At 62.2% G+C, this 24,704-nt stretch carries 22 protein-coding genes, 1 tRNA gene and 1 pseudogene; 18 read left to right on the top strand and 6 right to left on the bottom strand.

What is annotated here, in order from left to right:
• Window positions 1-49 precede the first annotated feature (49 nt).
• The 5 genes from FF80_RS09415 (at window position 50) to FF80_RS09435 (ending at window position 6,790) form a co-directional block, all read left to right on the top strand.
• Window positions 50-1,951, top strand: a complete 1,902-nt coding sequence (locus FF80_RS09415; protein ID WP_052153352.1) for a DEAD/DEAH box helicase — start codon at window positions 50-52, stop codon at window positions 1,949-1,951.
• 139 nt (window positions 1,952-2,090) lie between these two features.
• The gene (locus FF80_RS09420) at window positions 2,091-2,930 is read left to right on the top strand and encodes an SDR family NAD(P)-dependent oxidoreductase (RefSeq protein ID WP_052153353.1); all 840 of its coding nucleotides are present in this window, start codon (window positions 2,091-2,093) and stop codon (window positions 2,928-2,930) included.
• Between the two features lie 116 nt (window positions 2,931-3,046).
• Window positions 3,047-3,361, top strand: a complete 315-nt coding sequence (gene sugE, locus FF80_RS09425) for a quaternary ammonium compound efflux SMR transporter SugE (RefSeq protein WP_035099681.1) — start codon at window positions 3,047-3,049, stop codon at window positions 3,359-3,361.
• Between the two features lie 244 nt (window positions 3,362-3,605).
• On the top strand, window positions 3,606-4,205 hold the full coding sequence (locus FF80_RS09430; protein WP_035099682.1) for a hypothetical protein: 600 nt from the start codon (window positions 3,606-3,608) through the stop codon (window positions 4,203-4,205).
• 491 nt (window positions 4,206-4,696) lie between these two features.
• Window positions 4,697-6,790 carry a molybdopterin-dependent oxidoreductase gene (locus FF80_RS09435; protein ID WP_035099789.1) on the top strand — a complete coding sequence of 698 codons (2,094 nt, stop codon included), beginning with the start codon at window positions 4,697-4,699 and terminating at the stop codon, window positions 6,788-6,790.
• Window positions 6,791-6,881: 91 nt separating this feature from the next.
• On the opposite strand, the gene FF80_RS09440 is transcribed toward FF80_RS09435, so the two are convergent.
• Complete coding sequence (locus FF80_RS09440) at window positions 6,882-7,649, bottom strand: sulfite exporter TauE/SafE family protein (RefSeq protein WP_035099685.1); 768 nt, start codon at window positions 7,647-7,649, stop codon at window positions 6,882-6,884.
• A 306-nt stretch (window positions 7,650-7,955) separates the two neighbouring features.
• Between FF80_RS09440 and FF80_RS09445 the strand changes: the two genes are divergently transcribed.
• The 4 genes from FF80_RS09445 to FF80_RS09460 all read left to right on the top strand — a co-directional run bounded on the left by FF80_RS09445 (window position 7,956) and on the right by FF80_RS09460 (window position 11,250).
• Window positions 7,956-8,396, top strand: coding sequence for a glyoxalase superfamily protein (locus FF80_RS09445; RefSeq protein ID WP_035099686.1), 441 nt, complete (start codon window positions 7,956-7,958; stop codon window positions 8,394-8,396).
• Window positions 8,397-8,492: 96 nt separating this feature from the next.
• Window positions 8,493-9,128 (top strand): glutathione S-transferase N-terminal domain-containing protein, encoded by a 636-nt coding sequence (locus FF80_RS09450; protein WP_035099792.1) that lies wholly within the window; start codon window positions 8,493-8,495, stop codon window positions 9,126-9,128.
• A 101-nt stretch (window positions 9,129-9,229) separates the two neighbouring features.
• Window positions 9,230-9,320, top strand: a tRNA-Ser gene (locus tag FF80_RS09455).
• 289 nt (window positions 9,321-9,609) lie between these two features.
• Window positions 9,610-11,250 carry a site-specific integrase gene (locus tag FF80_RS09460; protein WP_152558326.1) on the top strand — a complete coding sequence of 547 codons (1,641 nt, stop codon included), beginning with the start codon at window positions 9,610-9,612 and terminating at the stop codon, window positions 11,248-11,250.
• A 108-nt stretch (window positions 11,251-11,358) separates the two neighbouring features.
• Here FF80_RS09460 and FF80_RS09465 read toward each other — a convergent pair whose 3' ends face one another.
• Together FF80_RS09465 and FF80_RS09470 are read right to left on the bottom strand one after the other, a co-directional pair.
• Entirely contained in the window at window positions 11,359-11,742 is a 384-nt protein-coding gene (locus tag FF80_RS09465; RefSeq protein ID WP_152558327.1) for a hypothetical protein, read from the bottom strand.
• 74 nt (window positions 11,743-11,816) lie between these two features.
• Window positions 11,817-12,251, bottom strand: a complete 435-nt coding sequence (locus tag FF80_RS09470; protein ID WP_035099690.1) for a hypothetical protein — start codon at window positions 12,249-12,251, stop codon at window positions 11,817-11,819.
• 67 nt (window positions 12,252-12,318) lie between these two features.
• On the opposite strand from FF80_RS09470, the gene FF80_RS09475 reads away from it, so the two are divergent.
• Window positions 12,319-13,068 (top strand): ParA family protein, encoded by a 750-nt coding sequence (locus tag FF80_RS09475; protein WP_081917352.1) that lies wholly within the window; start codon window positions 12,319-12,321, stop codon window positions 13,066-13,068.
• Window positions 13,065-13,379: a hypothetical protein gene (locus FF80_RS09480; protein ID WP_035099695.1), complete on the top strand. Its 315-nt coding sequence runs from the start codon at window positions 13,065-13,067 to the stop codon at window positions 13,377-13,379. The genes FF80_RS09475 and FF80_RS09480 overlap by 4 nt, the downstream gene beginning before the upstream one ends.
• 245 nt (window positions 13,380-13,624) lie before the next feature.
• On the opposite strand, the gene FF80_RS09485 is transcribed toward FF80_RS09480, so the two are convergent.
• Window positions 13,625-14,368, bottom strand: coding sequence for a GntR family transcriptional regulator (locus FF80_RS09485; RefSeq protein WP_035099697.1), 744 nt, complete (start codon window positions 14,366-14,368; stop codon window positions 13,625-13,627).
• A gap of 267 nt (window positions 14,369-14,635) precedes the next feature.
• On the opposite strand from FF80_RS09485, the gene FF80_RS09490 reads away from it, so the two are divergent.
• From FF80_RS09490 to FF80_RS09515, 6 genes and pseudogenes are all read left to right on the top strand, one after another.
• Window positions 14,636-15,739, top strand: a complete 1,104-nt coding sequence (locus FF80_RS09490; RefSeq protein WP_035099699.1) for an ABC transporter ATP-binding protein — start codon at window positions 14,636-14,638, stop codon at window positions 15,737-15,739.
• A gap of 27 nt (window positions 15,740-15,766) precedes the next feature.
• Window positions 15,767-16,807 (top strand): extracellular solute-binding protein, encoded by a 1,041-nt coding sequence (locus tag FF80_RS09495; protein WP_035099795.1) that lies wholly within the window; start codon window positions 15,767-15,769, stop codon window positions 16,805-16,807.
• Between the two features lie 4 nt (window positions 16,808-16,811).
• On the top strand, window positions 16,812-17,639 hold the full coding sequence (locus FF80_RS09500) for an ABC transporter permease (protein ID WP_035099700.1): 828 nt from the start codon (window positions 16,812-16,814) through the stop codon (window positions 17,637-17,639).
• On the top strand, window positions 17,632-18,453 hold the full coding sequence (locus tag FF80_RS09505; RefSeq protein ID WP_035099701.1) for an ABC transporter permease: 822 nt from the start codon (window positions 17,632-17,634) through the stop codon (window positions 18,451-18,453). Before FF80_RS09500 ends, FF80_RS09505 begins: the two co-directional genes overlap by 8 nt.
• A 34-nt stretch (window positions 18,454-18,487) precedes the next feature.
• Complete coding sequence (locus FF80_RS09510) at window positions 18,488-19,903, top strand: Xaa-Pro peptidase family protein (protein WP_035099702.1); 1,416 nt, start codon at window positions 18,488-18,490, stop codon at window positions 19,901-19,903.
• A pseudogene (locus FF80_RS09515) lies at window positions 19,903-20,546 on the top strand (flavin reductase family protein). The gene FF80_RS09510 and the pseudogene FF80_RS09515 overlap by 1 nt, the downstream one beginning before the upstream one ends.
• A gap of 324 nt (window positions 20,547-20,870) precedes the next feature.
• Here the strand turns inward: FF80_RS09515 and FF80_RS09520 are convergent.
• On the bottom strand, window positions 20,871-22,031 hold the full coding sequence (locus FF80_RS09520; protein WP_035099703.1) for an ROK family transcriptional regulator: 1,161 nt from the start codon (window positions 22,029-22,031) through the stop codon (window positions 20,871-20,873).
• Window positions 22,032-22,201: 170 nt separating this feature from the next.
• Window positions 22,202-23,203 (bottom strand): MBL fold metallo-hydrolase, encoded by a 1,002-nt coding sequence (locus FF80_RS09525; RefSeq protein ID WP_152558328.1) that lies wholly within the window; start codon window positions 23,201-23,203, stop codon window positions 22,202-22,204.
• Window positions 23,204-23,421: 218 nt separating this feature from the next.
• Here FF80_RS09525 and FF80_RS09530 point away from each other — a divergent pair, with 218 nt between their 5' ends.
• A complete protein-coding gene (locus FF80_RS09530; protein ID WP_035099705.1) occupies window positions 23,422-24,696 on the top strand; it encodes an ABC transporter substrate-binding protein in 1,275 nt (424 codons plus the stop codon).
• The last annotated feature ends 8 nt before the right edge of the window (window positions 24,697-24,704 follow it).

A 24,704-nucleotide genomic window follows, 5' to 3' on the forward strand; every position in this document is an offset into this window, starting at 1 on the left:
ATTAAGAGGAGGGCCGGGTGGGGGTTCTCACCCATCCGAAAGTCTCCCATTGTCCCTGCCTGAAACCATTCTTGCTCCGCTCGCCCGCGCCCTTGCCGCCAAGGGGTACGAGACGCTGACGCCCGTGCAAGCCGCCATCATCGAAGATGAAACCGCCGGCCGCGATCTGCTCGTCTCCGCCCAGACCGGCTCCGGCAAGACCGTCGCCTTCGGCATGGCCATTGCCCCAACCCTGCTGGGTGATGCCGAGCGCTTCACCGAAGTCGGCGCCCCCCTGGCGCTGGTGATTGCCCCCACCCGCGAACTGGCCCTCCAGGTGCAGCGCGAACTCGATTGGCTCTATGCCGAAGCCGGCGCCCGCACTGCCTCCTGCGTTGGCGGCATGGATGCCCGCACCGAGCGCCGCGCGCTCGAACGCGGCGCCCATATCGTCGTTGGCACTCCCGGCCGCCTGCGGGACCACATCACCCGCGGCGCCCTCGATATGTCCGCGCTCCGCGCCGTCGTGCTCGACGAAGCCGATGAAATGCTCGATCTGGGCTTCCGCGAAGACCTCGAATTCATCCTCGACGCCGCCCCTGAAGATCGACGCACGCTGCTGTTCTCCGCGACCGTGCCAAAGCCGATCGCCCAGCTGGCCAAGACCTTCCAGCGCGATGCCCTGCGCGTCGCCGCCACCAGCGCCACCGAGCAGCACGCCGATATCGACTACAAGCTGATGCTGGTTCCCGCCGCCGAGCGCGAAAACGCCATCATCAACACGCTGCTCTACTTTGAATCGGTCAACACCATCGTCTTCGCCTCCACCCGCGAAGGCGTCAAACACCTCTCCGCTCGCCTGCATAATCGCGGCTTCGACGTTGTGACCCTGTCCGGCGAACTCTCCCAGTCCGAGCGCACCAATGCGCTGCAGGCCATGCGCGATGGCCGCGCCCATATCTGCGTCGCCACCGACGTTGCCGCCCGTGGCATCGATCTGCCCAATCTCGACCTGGTGATCCACGCCGACCTGCCGACCAATCCCGACACGCTCCTGCACCGTTCGGGCCGCACCGGCCGCGCCGGCCGCAAGGGCACCTGCGTGATCATCGCCCCGATGCATCGCCGCAACGTCGCCCAGCGCATCCTCAAGGGCGCCAAGCTCGACGTCACCATGATGGGCCCGCCCACCGCGAGCGAGATCGACGCCCGCTACCGCGAAGGCATCCTCTCCAATGCCTCCCTCAGCCTGCCGGTCGCCGAGGAAGAAGCCGATTTCGTCGGCCAGCTGCTCGCCCGCTACAGCCCCGAGGCCATCGCGGCCGCCTATCTGCGCCAGCAATTCGCCGCCCGTCCGGCGCCCGAAGATGTCACCGAAAATGCCATGCCGGACCGGCCGGGCGACAAGGACCCCCGCACCCGCGAAAAATTCGAGGGCGGCACCTGGTTCAAGGTCACCGTCGGCCGCAAGCACAAGGCCGACCCGCGCTGGGTCCTGCCCATGCTGTGCAAGGCCGGCAATGTCACGAAAACCGCCATCGGCTCGATCCGCATTTTCGATACCGAATCCCATTTCGAAGTTGCTGCCGGCAAGGCCGATGCCTTCGCTGCCGCCATTGCGCGCAATGGCTCGGGCGAACGCGGCGTCACCATCTCGGCCATCGAAGCCCCGGGCGAACGTCAGTCCGGCCCCCGCCCATCCGGCAAGCGCCCGCCAGGCCCCGTCGAACGCTACGACCCCATGGCCGCCCGTCCCGAACGCAGTGACCGCAAGCAGCGCTACGGCTCGTCCACCCTTGGCGCCGAAGACTTCCAGCCCGCGCCCGCCGAGGCCCCCCGCCCGCCCCGCCAGGGCTTCGACAAACCCCGCGCCCCCAAGGCTCCCACCAAGGACAAGGGCAAGCCGAAATGGGCAGGCAAGGACAAGCCCGCCGGCAAAGACCATAAAGCCAAACGCAAGCCGCAGATCTGAGACCTCGATCTCTCCGCAACGCCGGAGAGATCCCTCCCCCCGTCAGGGGGAGGCAGGGGCTTCACAACTGCGTTCCCGCCATCGGCCGGCCCTTTTATCTCCCTAGTACACCGCCACTCAGCCCGCTTCGGAACACATCTTGCCGACTTCCCCCATTGTCATCACCGGCGCCTCCTCGGGCATGGGCAAGGCCGCCGCGCTCCAACTGGCCCAACTGGGCCACCCGCTCATCCTGCTGCTCCGCGATGGGCAAAAGGGCAGGGACGCCCATGCCGAGATCGTGCAGCGCTCCGGCAATCGCGCCGTCGAGCTCGAACATGCCGACCTGGCCTCGCAAGCCGATATTCGCGCCGCCGCCGCCCGCATTCTGGAACGCCACCAGCGCCTCGCCGGCTTCATCGCCAATGCCGGCGCCCATTTCAGCAAGCGCACGCTTTCCCCCGATGGCGTGGAACTGACCCTCGCCATCAACCACCTCGCGCCGTTCCTGCTCACCCATCTCCTCCACGACGCCCTCAAGGCCCACGGTGCCGCCCGCATCGTGCTCACCGCCTCGAGCCTGCAATTCCCGTTCGACTTTTCCGATTACAATCGCGACCGCGCCTATGACGGCTACCGCGCCTATGGCCAGACCAAGCTCGCCAATGTGCAATTCACCTTCGCCCTGGCCCGCCGGCTCGAAGGCACTGGCGTCAGCGTCAATTGCCTCGCCCCGGGCCTCGTCCGCACCGACATCTATCGTCGCACGCGCGGCGCCGCCCGCTTCCTCGCCCATACGCTGCTGGCCCCGCTCATGGCCTCGCCCGAAAAAGCCGGTCAAAAACTCGTCCGCCTCGCCACCGATCCGGCACTGGCACAAACCTCCGGCGTCTATTTCAAGCATTACAAGCCCGGCCGCGCCATCCCCGCCGCCTATGACGAAGCCGCGCAGGAACAGCTTTGGACGCTAAGCGAGCAATTGACCGGCAATCCATATTAGGCACCAGCCCTTCACCTTCGTTCCCCAATGCCCTATATCCCTCTTCACGCGAGGACGACCTCGACACTTTCCAACTTTCCGGCCGGGACGACCCGCCACAGCTAGGAGTAAATCCCATGGCTTGGGTCTATCTCGCCATTGCCGGCATTTTTGAAATGGGTTGGGCCATCGGCCTCAAATATACCGAGGGTTTCACCCGCCCTCTGCCCACAATTCTCACTGTCGGCGCGATGATCATCAGCGTCGTCCTGCTGGGCATCGCCCTGCGCGACCTGCCCGTAGGCACCGGCTACGCCGTCTGGACCGGCATCGGCACTGTCGGCACCGCCATTTTGGGCATGTATCTATTCGGCGACCCGGCCACTGCTGCGCGCCTCGCCAGCATTGGCCTGATCGTCGCCGGCATTGTCGGCCTCAAGATTTTGTCCTGATCTTTCAGACCTCTACGGCGCTGGCATGACTCAAAATGCCAGCGCCTTGATTCATTTTGTGAACCCGGCCCTCTGCACACTGTGTGACAAAAAGGCCGATGCACCGCCACGGCATTGCCGCTTCCCGAAATTGTTAATAGCCAAAGCTGCGATCCTTGCTAGATTCGGCTTCGTATCCGCCGATCGCGTCGCCGGCCCCCAGTTTTGGAGAGCAATAGTGCCCTTGCGTTGGCAGGAAGTGGCTATGCCACTTGCCGTGATTGTCGTCCTTCTTCTTCTCAAACATGTTCCCGCCACCGCCAGCCTGCCGCTTGCCCGCGCCGCCGGCGTGGTCGCCTTCGGCTATGCGGCCTTCCTCGCGCTGCGTCTCGTGCAGGGTGAAGAAGCCGTCAGCGTTGATGGCTGGACCGAACTGCGCCCCTCCATGGTCGAATATTTCGCCTGCTACGGCGCTGCTGCTCTTGCCGTGGTCCTTATGTCCGCCGTCATCTTTGTCGGCAGCACGCGTGTCGTCGAACCGGCGCAAATGCTCGCCGCCTTCGCCGCTGCAATTCTGCTCGGGGCAGGGGCCTTCGGCATCGGTATTGGTGGCCTGTTCACCCGTGTCCGCTGGAACAATACGCTGCTTGAACACCACACCGCTTTCGGCAAGCAAACCCGCCTCGCCTGGACCGACGTGCGCAGCGTCCGCCCCAATTGGCGCGGCATCACCATCGCCACCCACGACGCGCGCAAGGTCACCTTCTCCCAATTCCACTCCGGCGCCGCCCAACTGGCCAAACACGCCACCAACCGCGCTCGCCGCAACGCCGAAACCGCCACCAAGGCGTTTGCTACGCTGTAGGCGTTTCCCGCTCCGGAAGGTAATTGACTGAGGACCCCCGGGGTTCATCTCCAATCCCTCCTCCCCACCGCTCTCCCTCGGGCTCGACCCGAGGGCCATTCGCCGCTTGCGCCAGATTGAGAAAGGCCCTCGGGTCAAGCCCGAGGGAGACGCGGTGATATTGGGTGCTGATGGGACAGCAAAGAGCTCACCTTATCCCTCTTATCCCCCCACCCCAAAAGCTCCCGCTCCGGGTCGAGCGGACGAGGCAATCGGGCGGGAGCTACGGCAAACGTTGAGGCCTGCGATCGCGCCGTCCGACAAAGTCCTGGCACCCCGAGGCGGCGTCCGTCTCAATTTTAAACTCATCACGAGGCGAATGCCGTCTCTGGGCCCGTCTGTCCATTCGATAACCGCACCAGGCGGCGCTTCCGCACGTCCATCACCACCCTTGATCCCGCGATCAAAACAATCGCTTGGACGCCACTTCGCCACTGGGCTATTTTGACCCCATGAACAAACCAGTCGCCCTCCGCACCGCGCGCTCCGTGTGTCCCCATGATTGCCCGTCTGCCTGCGCGCTGGATGTGGACGTCATCGACGACCACACCATCGGCCGCGTCCGCGGTGCCAAGGACGATCCTTACACCGCCGGCGTCATCTGCGAAAAAGTCGCCCGTTACGCCGAGCGCATCCACCACCCCGATCGCCTGACCCATCCCCTGCGCCGCATCGGCCCCAAGGGCAGCGGCCAATGGCAACAGATCAGCTGGGACGAAGCCCTCGACACCATCGCCGCCCGCTTCACCCAAGTCGAAGCCGAGCACGGCGCCGAGGCCATCTGGCCCTATTACTATGCCGGCACGATGGGCCATGTGCAGCGCGACGGCATCGATCGTCTCCGCGCCGCCAAGGGCTATTCCCGCCAATACGACACGATCTGCACCGGCACCGCCTGGCCCGGCTATATCGCCGGCACCGGCATGCTGGGCGGCGTCAATCCCGAGCAGATGGCCGAAAGCGATTGCGTCGTCATCTGGGGCACCAATGCGGTGCACACCCAGGTCAATGTCATGACCCACGCCATGCGCGCCAAAAAGGAACGCGGGGCAAGGATCGTCGTCATCGACATCTACGAAACCGCCACCATGGCCCAGGCTGATCTGGGCCTTGTCCTGCGCCCCGGCACCGATGGCGCCCTGTCCGTCGCGGTCCTGCATATCCTGCTGCGCGATAATCTGGCCGACCGCGCCTATATGACAAAATTCACCGATTTCGGCCCCGATTTCGAAACCCATCTGGCCAGCAAAACGCCCGAATGGGCCTCCGAAATCACCGGCCTCACGGTCGAGCAGATCACCCAATTCGCCCACCTCGTCGGCACCACCCCGCGTTCCTATTTCCGCCTCGGCTATGGCTTCACCCGCCAGCGCAATGGCGCCACCGCCATGCATGCCGCCCTCTGCATTCCTGCGATGACCGGCGCCTGGCAGCATCGCGGCGGCGGCGCTTTCCATTCCAATTCGGGCACCTGGCAGCTCGACAAATCCCGCATCACCGGCCCCCATCTGCAAAAGGGCGATCCGCGCTGGCTCGACATGTCCGAGATCGGCCCGATCCTCACCGGCAATGCCAAGGCGCTCAAAAACGGCGGCCCGGTCATGGCCATGATCGTGCAGAACACCAACCCCGCCTCGGTCGCCCCCGACCAGACCCTGGCGCGTCAGGGCCTGGGCCGCGAAGACCTGTTCCTCGTCGTCCACGAGCAGTTCATGACCGAAACGGCCGAACTGGCCGATATCGTCCTGCCCGCCACCATGTTCCTCGAACACAACGATTATTACACCCGCGGCGGCCACACTCGCGTGCTTTATGGACCAGCCGTCATCGAGCGCCCCGGCGAAACCCGCTCCAACCACGAAGTCATCAACGCCCTGGCGCTCCGCCTCGGCCTCGACGACGTGAGCTTCAAAACCGGCGACCGCGATCTCGTCGCCGAAACCTTCCGCCGCTCGAACTATGGCGATCTCGACGAGATCGAAAAAACCGGCTTCGTCGATCGCGAACGCCCCGATGCCGTCGCCCGCTATGCCGATGGCTTCGCCTGGCCCGACAAGCGCTTCCGCTTCGCTCCCAATTGGCAGGGCACAGCCGACAAGAAGGGCTATCTCTGGACCTGCGATCCCGCCGGCATGCCGCGCTTCGCCGACCATTGGGACGTTACCGAAAAGACCGATGCAGAACACCCGTTCCGCCTCGCCACCAGCCCCGCCCGCGCCTTCCTCAATTCATCCTTCAACGAAACCCCCGGTAGCCAGAAGCGCGAAGGCGTCCCTTCGGTCTTCATCCACCCCGACGACGCCACCCGCCTCGGCATCAAAGAAGGCCAGTTCGTCACCCTGGGCAATCGCCGCGGCAGCGTCCACCTCACCGCCCGCATCCGCACCGGCCCGCCCACTGGCGTGCTCATCGCCGAAGGCCTGCACCAAAACAAATCCCATCGCGGCGGCAAAGGCATCAACACCCTGACCAATGCCACCCCCGCGCCACCCTTCGGCGGCGCCACCTTCCACGACGCCGCCGTCTGGATCAGACGGGCGGACTGATCCGAGCCATCAGTTCCCACAATGTCATTCCCGCGAAGGCGGGAACCTCTGTTTGCTTCTCTGGCAACCCCAACAAGTTGGAGCTTAGCGCTTACGCCCCGTAAGCCCCCCAAAAGAAATACCCGGTCATAAACACCCCATATACAATCACTGCTGCCCGGATCACTCCGGTCGGCACGCGATGCGCATTGCGGGCCGCCAGATAGCCGCCCACTGTCACCCCCACCAGCGCGATGGAGCCATGATACCAGTCGATCGATCCGCTCAGCGCAAACCGCGCCACGGCCACCAGCGCCACCAGCGAGGAAATCCACAGCTTGAGCCCGTTCATCGCATGAATGTCGCTCATTCCCGCGGTAGCGAGAAACGCCAGCAGCAAGATCCCCAGGCCGGCATTGAAGAACCCGCCATAGACGCAAACCCCGGCGAGGAACGCCAGCAGCAGCACCGTTCCGGCCAGCTTCATCCCGCGCCGTCCGCCGCTATGAGCCGCCACAAAGGCATTGAGCCGATTGCCAAAGGCAAACAGCAACACCGCAAACAGCATCAGCCAAGGCACGACCAGCGAGAATTGCTCATCCGACACCACCAGCAGCAATTCGGCCCCCACCCAGCCGAAGATCACCGAAATGATGGAATAGAGCGCCAGCCGGTCCTTGTGCTTGGCCATGGCATGCCAATAGCCCACCGCGCCGCTGACATAGCCGGGCAGGGCGGCATAGGTGTTGGACGCATTGGCGATCACCGGCGGCACACCCACAGCCAGCAGGGCCGGAAACACGATGAACGAGCCGCCCCCCGCCAGCGAGTTCAACGCGCCACCCACCAGCCCCGCAATCAGCAACAATATCTCAAACACGCAATCTTCCTCCGCCTCCAGACAGCCCTAGCCCGTGGAGGCGCCTTTGCCCAACGCATTTGTCTGATCCGCCCATCACCCCGCTTGATGACGCATCCCAGCCATGAAGTTGACAAACCGGGCCCGACCCCTCATCTAGCCAACAGGTTACTGGCACCCGCCGCTCGCCGGAAAGCAATTTCCGATGGTGAAGTCCAGCTCGTTAAGCCAAGACATCCAGGAAACTGGTTCATCTTTGCGAGGCGCTTCATGGCAATGCGAGCCCCCTTGATTTGAGCAGCCTCATGCAAATGAGAGGACCTTTTCATGTCTTTTTCGCTCGATACTCCCAGCATTCAAACGCTGAAATCCGAAGCCAAATCCTATCGCGAGGAACGCGCCCGCACCGGTGAAAACATCACCCATGGCGCCGCGCTGGAATCCATCGCCAGGGCCCATGGCTATCGCGATTGGAACACCGCCCGCGCCATGCTGCCCGAGCGGGTGGCCTCGCCCGTCCAGGTCGGCCATCGCGTCAAGGGCACTTACCTTGGCCAGAACTTCCGTGGCCTGGTTCTCGGCGTGCAGGTCCTCAGCGACATGCAGCACTATCAGGTGACCATCAAATTCGACACGCCCGTCGATGTAGTCACGTCTAAGCTGTTCTCCGCCTTCCGCCAGCGCGTCACCGCCACGGTCGGCCTGAATGGCGTTTCGCCTGCCCGCACCAGCAATGGCCAGGCCCAGTTGCGGCTGCTGCGGGAATAGCATTGACACTTCCGGATGGCAGGGCTGCTCGCCGCAGCCTTGCCATCCATCGTATTTCGCCGATATATCTGGCCATCTTTAGTAACGGGACGAGCCATGACCACCCAGACCAAGCCGATCGAAGCCTATTCGCTGCCCACTCCCAACGGGCAGAAACTCCACATCATGCTCGAAGAGCTGGGCGTCCCCTACAATTACCACCGCATCGACATCGGCAAGGGCGAGCAGTTCGCTCCCGATTTCCTGGCCATCTCGCCCAATAATAAAATCCCCGCCATCATCGATCCGGAAGGCCCAGGGGGCGAACCGATCTCGATCTTCGAGTCTGGCGCGATTCTCAAATATCTCGCCCTCAAATTCGGCAAGTTCTACCCCACCGATCCGCGTGCCCAGGTCAAGGTCGATGAATGGCTGTTCTGGCAGGTCGGCGGCTTCGGCCCCATGCTTGGCCAAAACCACCATTTCAACCTCTACGCGCCCGAAAAACTGCCTTATGCACAAAAGCGCTACATCGACGAAACCAAGCGCCTCTATGGCGTGCTGAACAAGCAACTTGAAGGCCGCGACTATATCGCCGGCGATTATTCCATCGCCGATATCGCCTCGATTGGCTGGGCTCAGGGCTGGAAGAACCAAAGCCAGGACATTGAGGGATTCCCCAATGTGAAAGCCTGGATGGAGCGCATGGCCGCCCGCCCCGCCGTCGCCAAGGGTCTACTCCTCGGCAAATAATCGCCCGGCGCCGTCCCCGGGGCGGCGCCGTCCGCCATCTTCCACACCATCGTCAGAAACCACTTGCCATCGAGGAACCTGCCCGCTATCCACCCCTTGTCGGAGAGGTGGCCGAGTGGCCGAAGGCACGCCCCTGCTAAGGGCGCAGATCTCAAAAGGGTCTCGTGGGTTCGAATCCCATCCTCTCCGCCATTTTCCTAAAATCCAGTGTTTTCAGCGACTTAGGCTCCCGGAGAATCTGCGGGACTTGTACACATGCATGATGCACGTGTCGTTCTGCTGCCTCCGGTTTCGCGAGCTCGAGTCGGAGAAGACCATGGCAGCCAAATGCGCCTATGTGGAAAAGGTCGGTGCGGTCTATTATGTGCGCAAACGAATCCCACGGGCCTGGAAAGGGCGGGTGGAAGGTGAAGTTGTGCGCCTCTCGCTGCGGACCAAGGACCGGGCGCTGGCACTCAAATGGGGTCTGGAGGCCTTGGCGGTGTTCGAAGAGCTGTTGGGCATGGAGCCGGAGGACGCCCTCAAGCACCTGACGCGTCGACTGGTGGATGAGCAATTGCTGCTGCCCGAGGCCATGACCGGGGCCGATCTGGCGCGCCGCCGGGCGCTTGGAAATGTGGGTGCCAAGATCATCCGGGAGGCGCGCAGGAGCCTTGGGCTGGGCGAGCATCTTGACGCGCTCTACCGGGAACTGGTGTTTTTCAATCACGCGACCGTGCAGGGCGAAGCCGATTACGAGAGCCGGCCGGCCGAAGAAAGGGACGCGCCCAAGCCAAAGCCGCGGCAGTTCGATCTTTCAGGGTTTGATGCGGTGCTGGAGGCCCTCGGTGCTCCGGCAGGGCAGCCGCGGGTAGCCTCGCAGCTTTCGTCTCCCTCAGAGAACCCGCTGGGTGCAACGCCGCCGGCCGCAAAGTCGGCTCAGCCGGTTGCTGGGATGAATGCGTCCGCGCATGGGGCATCGAAGGTTCACACCCTGCGCAGTTTGATGCAGGACTATTTTGGCCGCACCGGCAAGCTGACGGGGTCGGACAACCGCGCCAATATCGAGCGCGCGGTCAAAATGTTCGAGGATCTGTGTCCGCAGGTGAAGACCCTGGCGGTGATGGACATTCCCTTGGCGCTTTGGGATCAGCTCTATGAATTTGTCCAGGAAATCCCGCATATGCGCGGTCAGGCCAGCCCCGACAATCTGGTCGCCTTTACCCGCCGGAAGCAGGCGGAAGGCAATGACTATCCCAGGCTGTCGGTAACAACGCTCAATTCGAACTATCTGGGCGCCATTACGCGCCTAGTCCGGCATGGCAACACACGGCGATTCTTCACCTGGCAGGCTCCGCCGCTTGTGATCTCGAAGAGCAAGCGGGCCACCAGAGGCAAGAGCCGGGTGCCATTCTCGTCAGAAGAGATTACTGCCATCACGTCTTGTCCTGTCTACACCGGGAGTGCCTCGCGCCACCGCCGTTATTCGCCAGGCTCGGCGATCTTTGCCGACGACCACATCTATTGGGCCCCGTTGATCTCCATGCATTCGGGCATGCGGGTCACGGAAGTGGGGATGCTGCGCCCGCATCAACTGCAGATGTGGTTTGGCCGCCCCACGCTTGTGTTGGAGCTTGAGGAGGGGAGCAGCAACGATGCAGGCGAAGAAGGGTACAAGACGGGCAACGCGGTGCGACGCGTGGCCATTCATTCCCAACTGATCGGGATCGGTTTGCTCGATTTCTGGAACCGCCAGGTCAGCCTGGGACATGAGCGCCTGTTCCCGTCCTGGCCCGAGCACATCAAGGGTGGCAGGGATGGGCGTCCCGAGGTGCATTTCGAGGCAGACTTCTTCAACGCTCACCGATTGCAATGGGGCGTGCCGGCCCATCGCAAAAGCAAGCTGACGTTCCATTCGTTTCGCGGGTTCTTCATCCAGGCCTGTCACGACGCCAGGATCAACCCCTACACCATCTTGAAGTGGGTGGGGCACGATGACGATACGGAGGCCAGGACGTCCGATGTGCACCGCGGCTATCTCAATGAGGACCTCACAGCGGATGAGGTTGGCGAGATCGACAAGGTCAAGGTTCCGCTAGGGCCCGTAATATCCTTCGCGGACTGGCTCAAGTCCCGGTCCTGAGATCGTGTTCGCATGGCTCGTTTTGGGCGCACCCGGTGACGCATTTTTCGCCAACACCCCCGTTACCTCCTCACACCTGGTGCGCGCACCGGGTGCGCGAGACTTCTGTTACCGCTTCAGCGCGCGCAATTGTTCGATCACCTTGGCTGCCAGCCGCTGGCGGGTTCGGCGCTGCCAGGTGATCCGGCGCTCATCGACGCTGGCGAACAGACGTAGAAAGGCGGCTTTGCTTTCCTTCTCATCATAGCCGGCATCGATCAGTTCCTTGACTGACAGCCGGAACAGGCTATCGGCCCAGTGGGGCTGCCGGCTCATCACGCCGAAGACGGCGTTGGATGTCGCCTGCTGGACTGCAGCACTGTCCGGCGCCATTTGCAGGGCCTTTTCCTGCTTGTAGCGCGCGGTGCGAGCAGAGTGCTTTTTCTGGCTTTCGGTGTGGACCTCACGCTCGGGAAGGTTCAGGTCGAGATATGCCAAGGCATCCTCGCCCATCAAATTGCGCAGCCTGTGCTTGAGAGCGTCCGCGCTATCCGGCTTCTTTCGGGAAGCATCGTCTCCATTGGCACTCATGGCTTTGTCTGCGCCTCCGCTTTACCAGCCGGCGCGACGCGTTCGATGATATCGGGTGCCAAAATCAGGTCGAGCTCCTGAAGAAGCATTTTGCCGTGCTTCGAAATCGCCACGTAGCGGCCCCGCCGATCGTTAGGGTCGACCGCCTTGTCGATCAGCTGGAGACCGGAATTGTTGCCGGCGCCGGACCCCAGGAGGTCGATCTGTCGGGCAATGGTGGGATAGGGCTGGCCATGGGAGCGGGCCACAATGTCCGACACGGAGGCGAATTCGCCTTTCTCCTGCGGGGTCAGGCCAACCTTCAGCAAGGTGGCCAACTGCCCCAGGGTGATTGCAGGATAGCGTCGCTGAATGGTTTCCAGCGCCTGACCGAACCGCTCCAGTTCCGGGCTTTCGAAGACCTCGCGGGCGCCGAGAAACAGAAAGAACACGTCCTTGACTCCAGAATGTGTGAACATGATATTATAACATACGATAACAATATCAACTGGTGCAGTGATGCGTCGACCACTTCTTTCCGGGAGTCTGTCAGACCCCTCTTTCAGTGCTGTGGGCGCCACACGCGCAACCGACACCATCAATGTCGAGCGTAGGAGAGGCGCTATTATTGCCGTGGTGGCGAACGGCAAGGGCGGTTGTGGCAAATCCACTTTGGTTCTGAACATGGCCATTGGCTACGGCCAGAGAAAGCAGCGCGTGCTGATTATCGACGCCGATATCGAGCAGAAGACGGCGAGCAAGTGGCCTCGACCGGCAGGTCTTGCCGGTCCGGTTGTGGTCGCATCGCCGACGGTAGAGATTCTCGACAGACTGGCGGCGGTCATCGGCCACTACGATATTGTACTGATCGACCTGGCCGGCCGGGATGACCGGGCTGCCGCCCCGGTCCTGGCTGTCGCCGACATCCTTATCTCTCCAGCCAAACCGTCGCATCAGGACCTGTCGGAGCTGGACCGCTTTATCCGGGTCGCGAAGGCCAAGGCCACGCCGCACCTGGTGGTCTTCAATGAAGCCACCCGCGAAACCACCGGTGAGCTCTCCCAACTCGTGCAGGAATTCTCTCAGTTCAAACCCTTCCTGCCGACGGCGATGCAGCAGCTGGCGGGCTATCGTCGAGCCTATGCGTACGGGCGCAGCGTGCTTGAATATAAGCAAGCCCATCCGGCCAAGGAGAATTTTTGCCGGGTGTTCAGGCAGATTGAGGCTGCCATCAGCCAAGCTCGGGCGAATGCGGGGATGGCGCAGTGATAACGCGGACCAAGCCAGACGAACAGAAGCCGCTCACCCTGTCTCAGATGCTCGAGGCGGCGACCGGCGCGGAAGCTGGGGATGCATCAATCCTCACTCATGACGATGACATCGCCCGGACCAGCCTGCGGATCCCCCGTGCGGTCTTGCAGGAGGTGTCGGCGCTGGCCCAGGCCAACCGGGTAAGCACAAGCCTGCTCATTAATCTGTTGCTCGACAATTATCTGGCGGGGGAGGGGCGGCTGGGCTACGCGACACTGGCGCCATGGTACGCGGAGTATGTGCTGCGGAAAAAGCCGACGGCCGACTGAATATTCCTGCGAAGCCATTGACGGTGCCAGCCGAAGCATCATCCCTTCGATGCCGCGATGCCGCGATGCCGCGATGCCGCGATGCCGCGATGCCGCGATGCCGCGATGCCGCGATGCCGCCTGTCCAGACCTGGTACCTGGGGGCAGATTCGCGCCCTTATCAGACATTCGGTGCTCCCGCGGTGACGCTCAAAAGCTGCCGCTGCTTCCTATATGTGAGTGGGCAATGTAAATCGGCGATCATTTCAAGCGCGGCTAAACGTCTCCAATAGCGATACGAAACTGTGCCGCTCGCCCTGGCCTTCGGTCAGCTTCACGCGGCCCTCGATGTCGCCAAGGTGGGTGTCCATCAGGCCTTGCGCCTTTTGCAGGTCCTTGTCCCGCAGGGCCGCAGCAATCGCCCGGTGGTGCTCCGCACCGCAATCGTCAACCCGCTCGTCCTCGTAAAGAGCCATGACCAGCGAAAGCCGGGCAACCAGCTTTGCCAGCATTTCGGACAGCACGGCATTGCCGGCAATCCGCGATAATTCGACGTGGAACTGACCGACCGACGCGGATTTGGGTGCGTTGTGATCGGCGTGGTAGACGCGCAGTTCTTCCTCGGTGAGGGCGTCCAGCCGGTCGAGATCGGCTGGCGTGATGCGCTGCAACACCAGTTCAAGCGTTGTTCGCTCCAAGGCCCGCCGCGCTTCGAAGAGCTGCTTGGCCTCCTCGATCGAGGGCTCGGCGACGAACGTGCCGCGATTGCGCTTGCGCTCGAGCAGGCGGTCACGCTGCAGCACACCAAGGGCACCCCGGACCACGGTGCGGCTGACGCCGAAATGCTCGGCGATGGCTTCTTCGATAATCTTGCTGCCGGGCTTGAGCGCGCCTTCGCCAATGGCGGTGGCGAGCGTCGCGCAGATGCGGTCCGTCACATCCTCGGCCTCTTCGATATCGCTGAGCGGCTCCGCGATTGGCGCGGTCTTTTTCCGTGTCGGCTTACGCATGGTCACTCCGAATCCTTGCCTAACAATAGCGCAGCTGGCGAAATTTTGTGCATCATTTTTTGCGCGATAACATTCGAACAATTGTACGAACAAACTTTCGCAGATTTATGGGAATTTATTTTACACATTTATATCAATGGATTGAACGAATTTGCTCCGCCGAACTTCGATCTGGCACGGCGCTTGCAATGAGGTCGGCAGTACCACCATCACCCATTGCAAGTCTCATGCCGTCTTGGACGGACAGGACGAACCGGGAGAGACCAAATGAGCGGCCTCATCGCCAATACCCTGTCCGTCCGGGGGCTGACCCATAGCTATGGCGGCGCTGCGGCTGTCGATGACGTGTCCTTCACGGTGCCAGCCGGAGAGATCGCCGCATTGCTCGGCCCGAGCGGCTGCGGCAAGTCCACCGTGCTGCGCGCCATTGCGGGGCTCGTTAGCCCGCGTAACGGCAGCATCATGCTGGGCGATGCGGATCTGGGGCATTTGCCCGCTCGCGAGCGGGGCATCGGCATGGTGTTCCAGAATTATGCGCTGTTCCCGCATCTCACGGTTGCCGAGAATATCGCCTATCCCCTGGCTTGCCAGCATGTGGGCCGGGCGGAGCGCCGCGAGCGCGTGGCCGAAATGCTCGAGCTGGTGCGGCTGGCCGATTATGCCAAGCGCCTGCCGCGCGAACTCTCGGGTGGGCAGCAGCAGCGTGTCGCCGTTGCCCGCGCTCTGGCGCCTAGCCCATCCCTGCTGTTGCTCGATGAACCCTTTGGCGCGCTCGATCGTGCACTGCGTTTTGACCTGCAGGTCGAAATGCTGCGCCTGCAAAAGACGCTGGGCATTACTACCCTGATCGTCACCCATGATCAGGAGGAGGCGCAGAGTCTGGCCAGTTCGCTCGTGCTGATGAACAAGGGAAAAATCGAGCAGATCGATACGCCGATGGCTGTCTATGACCGGCCGCAGACCCTGTTCGTCAATCGCTTCATCGGCCAGGCCAACCAGTTCGAAGCCATCGTTGAAACGCTGGAGGCGAATGCGACAATTCTCCGCCTCCGCTCGGGCGAGGCTTTGTCGCTGCCCCACCGGCTGGATTTCGTCACCGGCGCTGCCGTCGTCGCCACCTGCCGGCCCGAGCATGTGTCGCTAGTCGATACGCCCGCCGCCAACACGCTGGCCGCGACAGTCGGCGTCTCCGTGCCGCTGGGCCCCAGCCTGGTGCACGACCTTATCCTCGCCAATGGCGGCGAGCTGCGCGCCAGCCAGGCGCGCGGCCCGGAAACCGCTGTTCCGGCTGCCGGCTCCACCGTCTTTGCCAGCATCGACACCGCGCGATGCCACGTCTTTCCGGCCCAAGCCGGGACGCCTTCTGCCTGATCCTCACTCGAACCCATGGTGCATGACATGACTACAATGAAATTGACCCGCCGCCAGTTCGGATTCCTTGCCGCCGGCGCGGCAGCTGCCGGCCTGCTGCCCATTCCCGCCCGCGCCGCCAATGGCAGCATGGTCGCGGCGACCTTTCCCGGCAATTGGGAGGATGCCTATCGCCGCGTGCTGACCCCGCTGGTCTCGCAGGCCGGGTTCGATCTCACCATCGCACCGGCCCTGGCGCAGGATCAGTTGGCCAAGGTCATGGCCAGCCCCGGCAGCCCTGCCTATGACACGCTGCTGATGTCGCCTGGCCAGATGGCCATTGCCCTCGAAAACGACCTGATCCAGAAAATCGACACCAGCCGTCTGGCCAATTGGAGCAAGCTCGATCCGGCGTTCCAGGGCGAATACGGCCCCACCGTCACCGTCGAAGTCAACGGCATTGCCTATAATCCCAATCTGGTGCCGGCGCCGAAGGGCTATGCCGACCTGTTCGAAAACCCGGCTTTTGCCGGCAAGGTCTCCTGGACCGGCTTTGGCTCCAACACCGCCGTCATGGCCTATACCCAGCTCGCCAGTATCTATGGCAGCGGTCCCGATGACATGGAGGCCGTGTTCAAGCTGTTCGCCGACCATCCAGAAAACCTGGCCGGTGTCGTCGACAGCACCAATAGCCAGATGTCGCTCTACCAGCAGGGCGAGATCGCCGTGTTCATGTGCAGCACCGGCAATGTCGCCAAACTCAAGAGCCTGGGCCTCAATGCCGAATTCGTGCATCCCGAGACCGGCTCGCCCGCCGCGCCGGTCAATATCCACCTGACCAAGGGCTCGGCTAATCTCGACGCAGCCTATGCCTATATGGATGCCGCCATCTCCATGGCCGCGCAGGAACAATTGACCCTGCCGCCCACCGAGATGTTCCCCACCAATATGGACGTCGCCCTGACGCCGGGCATCGAGGCCTTTGTTACCCGCGATACCATCCCCTCGCTGGTCTATCCCGATTGGGCAATGATCAACAAGAACCGGGCCGACTGGATCCGTGCTTTCGACGCTCTGGTTGCAGGCTAGTCCGATGCGAGCGAGCGGCTTTCCATTCCTCGTGCCCATGCTGGCATTGTCGGTGGCGTTCTTCGCACTGCCGCTTGCTCTGCTCGTCGCCTACAGCTTTGCCGGCGAGACCGGGCCATCACTGGAGAACTATGCCAAGTTCCTCGGCGATCCCTTTAACTTCCGCGTCCTGCTCAACACGGCCCGTCTCGGTTTGGAGACCGTGCTGGGCACCACCCTGCTTGGCATCCCGATTGCCCTGCTGTTCTGGCATAGCGGCCAGCGCGTGCGGCAGGCCATCATCTTCCTGACGCTGATCCCGATGCTGACCAGCAACGTGGTCAGAACCTTCGCCTGGATCGTCATCCTCGGGCGGCAGGGGCCGATCAGCGAGAGCTTGATGGCGTTGGGGCTAACCGGCGGCCCGATCAGCCTGATGTTCACCGAGTTGGGCCTCGTGCTGGCCATGACGCAGATCGATCTGCCGCTGATCATCCTGCCGCTGGTCGCCATCCTCTCCCGCCTGCCGCGCAATCTGACCGAGGCGGCTGAAGTCTCCGGGGCCGGGCCCTGGCGGGTGTTTGTCACGGTGCTCCTGCCGCTCATGCTGCCGGCGCTGCTGGCCGGCTGGATCCTGGTCTATGCCAGCACCAGCGCCTCCTTCGTCACCCAGGCGGTGATCGGCGGCGCCCGCAATGTCTATGTGCCGCAACTGATCTATCGCGAGGTCGGCACGCTGTTCGATTGGCCTTTGGCCTCGGCCATTGCCGTCGTCCTGCTCTTCACCACCGGCATTCTCCTGCTGGTCCTCAGCATGCTGTCCCGTCACCGGAGGCTCGTCGGTCATGGCTAGATATCAGACCAATCCGCTGCCCGAGTGGCTCTACAAGATGTTCGTATTCGGCTTCGGCACGCTGTGCCTGATGTTCCTCATCGCGCCAATCGTGCTGGCCCTCGTAATGTCCTTTACCGGCGGGCAGACGCTGAAGTTTCCGCCCGAAGGCTTCTCGCTGCGATGGTACCAAGCCCTGCTCGATCCGGTGCGCTCATCGACCGAGCATATCGCTGCTTTCAATTCGCTCAAGATCGCGGCGCTGGCTGTGCTCGGCGCCCTGCTGTTTGCCGTGCCCGCCGCCATCGGCGCCAGCCGGGTGCGCCGCAACACCGCCAATGCGATCGAACCGCTGCTGCTGTCCCCGCTGGTGTTGCCTAGTCTGGTCTATGGCCTTGCTGCCCTGATCGTCGCCAATCTTATCGGCATCCGGCCGTCACTCTGGCTCACCATAGCGGGCCATATCGTGGTGTTCGGCCCCTTGATGTACCGCTCCGTCGCGGTCGTTGCGCAGGGGCTCGATCCATCGCTCGAAGAAGCATCGACCCTGATGGGCGCGAGCTGGCTCACCACCCTGCGCCGCGTCACCCTGCCGCTGCTGCTGCCGGGCATTCTGGCCGGGGCATTCCTGGTCTTCATCCAGTCGCTCGACAATGTCTCGATCTCGCTCTTCCTCGCCGATCCATCGACCACCGTGCTGCCGCTGCGCATGTTCGCACTGATCGAGGAAGGGCTCGACGTCCGCGTCGCCGCCATGTCCGGCATTCTCATCACCGTGGTGCTGATCGGCCTGCTCATTGGCCGCCGCGCCCTCGGCAAGTCCCAAACCTCATAGTCAACGCGCTGCGGCGCTCCAAAAAGGAACCAAAATGAACGTCCACGCTCCCACCGGCACCCGCCGGATCGAAGAACTTTTGTCCGATTTCCAGCCGAACTTCGATTTCAAGGCCCCGCTGCCACTGCCCTTGGAGGAATACGAAGAGCGCCTGCGCTGCATTCGTCGCGAAGCCGTGCTCGCGGGGCACGACGCCCTGGTCATCCACACCGACATGGTGGGCTGGTTCCACACCTCGAACGCCTATCTGCGCTATGTCTGCGACTGGATGCGCGAGGGCGTGCTGATCATCCCGACCGACAGCGACAAACCGATCACGCTGCTCTCTTTCTTCACGCAAGCGGTGATCCTGCCGCCGGGCGGCGAGCCCATGCTGGTGGAGGACATCTGGCAGATCGGCGCCATCGGCCGCGAATATGCCGACCGGCCGGGCTCGTCAGTGGCCCTCACCGCCGAGCACTGCGCCAATCTCCTCGCCAAACTGGGCCTCTCCAAGGGCCAGATCGGGCGCCTGGGCGATCGTACCTCGCTCGAATTCTGGCGCTATCTCGAAGAGGCTATGCCGTCGGCCAAATTTGTCGGCGACAATGCCATCGTCGACCGCATGCAGAAGCTGCGCAGCCCCCGGGAAGTGGACATGTTCCGCGCCGCCGCCCAGCTTATCAGCATCGGCACCCAGGCTGCCTATCACGTCACCCGTCCCGGCGTCACCGATGCCGAAATCTACGCCGCGTTCAGCCTGGCCCAGCTCGCCCGAGGCGGGGAAACCGGCGATGGCTACCAGATCGGCATCAACGAATATGGTACCCATTGCGGCAAGCCCTATGGCCATGTCGTCCGCCCCGGCGACCTGATCAATCTCTATATCTCCAACGTCACCTATCGCGGCTACACGGCCCAGACGGCCCGCATGATTGCGGTCGGCGACATCACCACCCGCCAGGAAAAAGTGCTCACCGCCTGCACCGAAGGCGTCAAGCGCGCCGAACAGCTGATCCGCCCCGGCACGCTGATCAGCGAGGTCAACAATGCCGCCTTCTCGTCCTATATCGATCATGGCCTGCTGACCGCGCCCGACGCCCGCACCATGCCCTACAATTGGAGCCCGGCCGACGATGGCGGCCCGCGTCTACTGCCTCGCCAATATGTGCCGGATGCCGATTGGGAAGCGCAGGGCCGCAAGCTCATGCATGTCTATCCGGCCACCCACGGCCCGCATAACCCCAATCTGGGCCACTCGGTCGGCATGGCCGGCGCACAGAACAGCTTCAACGTCTCCTCGCACAATTTCGACCGGCTGGAGGAAGGCATGGTCTTCGTGCTGCACACCCAATGGCTCGAAGCCCAGTCGGCCGGCTGCAATATCGGCGATTGCTATCTCGTCACCAAGGATGGCTTCGAGAACCTCAGCCATCACACCCCGCTCGAAACCCACCGGGTCGCCGCCTGATGGATCACTTGGCCGAAACGCACACCCATTTCGATTTTGCCGCGCTCGATGCGCGGCAAAAATACAAGCTGCTGATCGGCACGGTCATCCCGCGCCCGATCGCTCTCATCACCACGCTCGGCCTCGACGGCAAGGCCAATGCCGGTCCCTTCAGCTTCTTCAACGTGCTCACGCATGATCCGGCCATCGTCGCCATCGGCGTCGAGAATTATTCGGACATGAGCTTCAAGGACACGGCCCGCAACATCCGCGAGACGGGCGAATTCACCGTGCATATCGTCGACCAGGCCCTGGCGGCACAGATGGAAATTTGCGCCATCAAGTTCGGCCCAGACGTAGACGAACTCGCCGAAGCTGGCCTAGCGACCGCCCCCGGTCAAATGGTGCGCAGCCCACGCATCCTCGCGGCACCAGCCGCCCTCGAATGCCGCCGCTACATGACCCTGGAAGTCGGCAAAGCCCGCGAGATCATCCTGGGCGAAGCTCCGACGCCGTAGATTCAACAAACCTGCATATCGACCAGCACGCCATGGACGCCATCGGCCGCCTCGGCGGCCACAGCTATACCCGCACGCAGGACCAGTTCGAGGTGAAAACGCCAAGTGTGGCGGAGTGGGAGAATGGCAAACCCGTCGCCGGCTAAAGCGCCCTGAGCCACCCGCGAATAACCCTGCATTTGTAGAGCAAAGAAAAGCTCAATGAATGCAGCGAAGCGCCCCATTCCGGTCGTTCAGAACGACGTCTGGTTTGCCCGAAAGCGGACAAGCTGCAGGCTCAGATGCCTTTGGCAGCGACAAGCCGGAAACTGGGGGCTTCAGCACGTCCGGTCGAATTCCACAAAAGGTGTCGTTGAACGGGGCGTCCGAGGCAACGGGGACTCGCCGTGCGCGCAACCTGGCTTGAGGCCAGTAGCGGCGCTTCCTATCAATTCGCTTGGCTCACAACGTCCTGTCACTGGGCATTGAAGTCACGGCAGGACGTGCGCGCCATCCAGGCCAGTCACTCCGTCGAGTGCGAGGGCAACGCCACCCAAATAGCCCTTTGATGCCGACATTTTGGAGAAGGCTATACGCGTCTGGTCGAACATAGACTGATGGGACAGCCGCCGAGCTTCGCTCTCCAGGGAAGTGCGGAAGTACGTTTCGCCCCTGGCCAGATCGCCACCAAGCATCACAAGTGGCGGGTTGAAGATGTTAATGTAGTTGGCAACAGCTGCGCCTAGGATAGTGGCTGCTCGGTCCAGCACTCCCAGGACCTGCATGTCCCCTTCCGCTGCCAGCTTCAGAATGTCGGAAAATTCCACCACATCCTTGAATCCGAGTTGCTGGATTTCAAGCGCCAGCGCCTGACGTGAGAGATAAGCCGACAGGCAACCGTATGATCCGCATGAGCACATCCGTCCCTGCGGGACGACTTTTACATGACCGAGTTCGCCAGCTAGACCTTTGGCCCCTCCGTACAATTCGCCCTTGAGGAAAAGGGCCCCGCCGACACCCGAGCCTGAGAATAGGTAGATGAAGTCTTTTTCGTCGACGCAATCGCCGAACATATGTTCGGCCATTGCGGCCGCCTTGACGTCATTCCCGACGAACAGGGGATAGGGCACCTTGTCGCCTAGCACCTGCAGGATTGGGATTTCGTGCCAGTTGAGCGCGGGGGCATGCACCAGCGTCCCGTCGTCGGCCACGAGGCCCGGCAAAGAGACGCCTACCGCGAGGATATCCCCCAGGTTATCTACCGCGGCCTTAATCTGCTCTATGCCCTTGGCGACCAGCCGGGCCAGCTTGTCGATCTGGCCGTCGAAAGACTGCTGCTGTGTCAGAACCGGCTGACCATCAAGACCCGAGATCGCGAAGGACAGTGTCGCCCTTTCGACTTGAATGCCGACTAGAACGCCTTTGTTCGGCGAAATGGAGAGACCCTCGGCGGGACGCCCTGGCTTGGTCCCAGCCGCATTGGTCGACCGCTTAATGAGCCCCAGTTCGTCGAAACGGTTCACAATCGACGAGACTGTGGACTTATCAAACCCCGTCTTTGTCACGATGTCCTTCTGGGAAATCTGTGGTTCGATCCGGATTCGGTGGAAAATCTCGTTCGCGTGAAACCGTCGGATATACGACTTGTGCATCGTTACTCAGTCTCTCTTGCAGAACTCCCCGTGGGTCGGCGGCGCCAGACCACGGGAGCGATTCCTTGGGGAAACATACCTTCCTCCAGCCATATAGGGTGTTACAGGGGAATTCTTTGCCGGATCACCAGCATACAGCTCTAGATGTCCATGGCGTCCCGGCTCGTGACTCACGGCACGCGCGGCGCGGCGCCAATCTCATCCGCAGTGAATGCGAATGCGTTTCGGTGGCGCACTACTCTACCGAAAGGAGGTTGCCGCAGGTGCATGCCGGCGACTTTCAGTCTTGCTTCACAGGCCATTGTCAGCGCCTTGCGCCGGCTCTCCTCGGCGCGGACCACATCCAAGTCGTAGACAGTGGTTATGTCCGGTCGCGCGAACTGAACTTCTGGCAAATGGATAACGTCGCCCCAAATGAACACCGCATCGGGACCTTCCCCGATGAAGAAACCTGAGTGTCCAGGGGTATGCCCGGGCAGGTGGATTGCCTTCACGCCAGGCAAGATTTCCCGGCCGTCTTCAAATGTGGCGGCGCCATCACTGTAGGCCCGAAGCGCCATGCCGGTAAGATCCGCCGGATGGTGTTCTCCGGCGACGCCCGAAGGCGCGTTACGCCAGTACTCGGCCTCCTCGGTGTGGAGATGCATCACGGCGCGCGGGAAAATGCGGCTGCCGTCAGGGTTTATGAGGCCTCCCACGTGGTCGCCGTGCAAGTGCGTCATGATCACATAGTCGATGTCTCCAGGGGCAATGCCCATGTCCGTTAGATGATTGCTCAGCGCACCGGCGGTATGGTCCAGGTGAACGCCCGAGCCGGCGTCGATAAGGCCAAGGCTGCCCGCGGACTCCACCACGAAGCAGTTGCTGTCCGTCCAGGGAGCATCCTCGTTGGCCATCGGTCCCAATGCCTGCCGTAACTGGGCCGCGCCAACGTGGCGATAGGCGTCAAAGGCACTCTTGAGCAGCCCATCAAAGACTGCTGTGAGACGCAGCCCGCCAGCCAGAACGGTCAGGGGCGTCCGTCGGACGTAGGTAGGGGGAACACCCATGCCAGCAGGGTCTTTTGTTCCGGACATCGGAATATGCCTCTCTAAAGTAGCGCAAACTGGATAGCCGTTAAAGTTTTCTGAACCGCATTTGATCTTGATTGCAGAAAAACAGGCCAACCGCAAGCGTGGTTTTTCCCTACCTTGGTGCGAGAGTGTGTTCACGTCACAGCTAAAACATGGACCTGTCGAGAACCTAATTCATAAGGTTTTATAATAGTTTAGGCAAGATTCATGTGGCTCGCTCCCCAAAATTGCCAGCGCCAGCTGGAAACCGTATTGACTCTTTGCAATGCGCCAATGCATATTTTTTCTTGTAATCGGACAAACACGGGGAGGGTTCTATGAAGATGCTCAAAATTGAACTTTTGACTGCCTGCGCCATCGGTGCCATGACCGTCGCGACTCCCGCCTTCGCTCAAGACAAAAGCGTTTCCGTTGTCCACTACTGGACATCCGGCGGCGAAGCGGCTGCGATCGCTGCGGTAAAGGAAGCATTCGAGGCCCAAGGCGGTACCTGGATCGACCAGGGCGTCGCCGGCGGCGGAGGGGACGGGCACGATCAGGTGCTGCGGTCTCGCACCCTTGCAGGAGACGCCCCCGGCGCTGCCATTCCGAAGGCCTCTGATGCCGTCGAATGGGCAAATGCGGGCTATATCGCTGACCTTGAAGCTGTGGCCGCGGAAAACAAGTGGGACCAAAATCTTCCCGCTGCCTTCCTGCCGAGCCTGAAGGTTGACGGCAAGTACATCGCCATTCCGCTTTTCGTTCACCGCTTCGATACGATGTACGCCAATGCGAGATTGCTGGCCGAGAACGGCATCGAGATGCCGGCAACGTGGGATGAGTTCAATACCGCGGCCGATCGCTTGCTGGCCGCTGGTATTACGCCGCTTGCCCACGGTGGTCAGTCTTGGCAGGATGAAATCCTGTTTGAGGCGGTCGTCATGGGTGTTGGTGGCGCTGACTTTTTCCGCAAAGCGCTTGTGGAGCTCGATCAGGAAGCCCTGCGTAGCGACGCGATGCTCAAGTCTTTTGACCAATTCCGCCGCCTTCGGGGGTATGTCGACGCCAACTTCTCGGGCCGCGACTGGAACCTGGCCTCAGGTATGGTCGCGAACGGCGAGGCGGCTTTCCAGATCATGGGTGACTGGGCGAAGGGCGAGTTTAGCGCGGCTGGCCTCGACCTGGGCCGCGAAATCCTGTGCTCGGGCTCGCCACGGAACACCCCCGAAGGTTTCTCCTACGTGGTCAATTCCCTGAGCTTCTTCACCAAGCAACCCAACCAGCACCAGGCGACGCCGGGACAGGAACTGCTCGCCAAGGTGCTACTCGAGCCCGAAGTTCAACTTGCCGCTAACCTCGCCAAGGGTTCGGTGCCCGCGCTCACTGGGCTGGATCTCTCAACCTACGACCAGTGCTCCATCGACACTGCTGGCTTCCTCGCGGCGGCGGACGCCGATGGCAAGCTTGTTCCGTCGGTGCAGGGCGGGACTGTCAACGTAGCATCCGTGCGCGGCGCAGTTATCGATGCAGCAACCGCATTTTTCAACTCGGACATGTCGTCTGAAGAGGGCGTGACCATGCTCGCCGACGCCCTTCAGAACGCTACGGAATAGGCTAAGAT

It is taken from the genome of Devosia sp. LC5 (genome assembly GCF_000735585.1).
Lineage (GTDB): Bacteria > Pseudomonadota > Alphaproteobacteria > Rhizobiales > Devosiaceae > Devosia.

What these genes read in the sequence shown, in the direction of transcription:
- FF80_RS09465 (WP_152558327.1), bottom strand. Translation starts at nt 11,742, where the DNA reads ATGGGCGAGGATGCCTTGGCATATCTCGACCTGAACCTTCCCGAGCGT.
- FF80_RS09450 (WP_035099792.1), top strand. Translation starts at nt 8,493, where the DNA reads ATGACCACCCAGACCAAGCCGATCGAAGCCTATTCGCTGCCCACTCCC.
- FF80_RS09490 (WP_035099699.1), top strand. Translation starts at nt 14,636, where the DNA reads ATGAGCGGCCTCATCGCCAATACCCTGTCCGTCCGGGGGCTGACCCAT.
- FF80_RS09475 (WP_081917352.1), top strand. Translation starts at nt 12,319, where the DNA reads ATGCGTCGACCACTTCTTTCCGGGAGTCTGTCAGACCCCTCTTTCAGT.
- FF80_RS09445 (WP_035099686.1), top strand. Translation starts at nt 7,956, where the DNA reads ATGTCTTTTTCGCTCGATACTCCCAGCATTCAAACGCTGAAATCCGAA.
- FF80_RS09505 (WP_035099701.1), top strand. Translation starts at nt 17,632, where the DNA reads ATGGCTAGATATCAGACCAATCCGCTGCCCGAGTGGCTCTACAAGATG.
- FF80_RS09435 (WP_035099789.1), top strand. Translation starts at nt 4,697, where the DNA reads ATGAACAAACCAGTCGCCCTCCGCACCGCGCGCTCCGTGTGTCCCCAT.
- FF80_RS09530 (WP_035099705.1), top strand. Translation starts at nt 23,422, where the DNA reads ATGAAGATGCTCAAAATTGAACTTTTGACTGCCTGCGCCATCGGTGCC.
- sugE (WP_035099681.1), top strand. Translation starts at nt 3,047, where the DNA reads ATGGCTTGGGTCTATCTCGCCATTGCCGGCATTTTTGAAATGGGTTGG.
- FF80_RS09430 (WP_035099682.1), top strand. Translation starts at nt 3,606, where the DNA reads ATGCCACTTGCCGTGATTGTCGTCCTTCTTCTTCTCAAACATGTTCCC.
- FF80_RS09500 (WP_035099700.1), top strand. Translation starts at nt 16,812, where the DNA reads ATGCGAGCGAGCGGCTTTCCATTCCTCGTGCCCATGCTGGCATTGTCG.
- FF80_RS09495 (WP_035099795.1), top strand. Translation starts at nt 15,767, where the DNA reads ATGACTACAATGAAATTGACCCGCCGCCAGTTCGGATTCCTTGCCGCC.
- FF80_RS09485 (WP_035099697.1), bottom strand. Translation starts at nt 14,368, where the DNA reads ATGCGTAAGCCGACACGGAAAAAGACCGCGCCAATCGCGGAGCCGCTC.
- FF80_RS09520 (WP_035099703.1), bottom strand. Translation starts at nt 22,031, where the DNA reads ATGCACAAGTCGTATATCCGACGGTTTCACGCGAACGAGATTTTCCAC.
- FF80_RS09510 (WP_035099702.1), top strand. Translation starts at nt 18,488, where the DNA reads ATGAACGTCCACGCTCCCACCGGCACCCGCCGGATCGAAGAACTTTTG.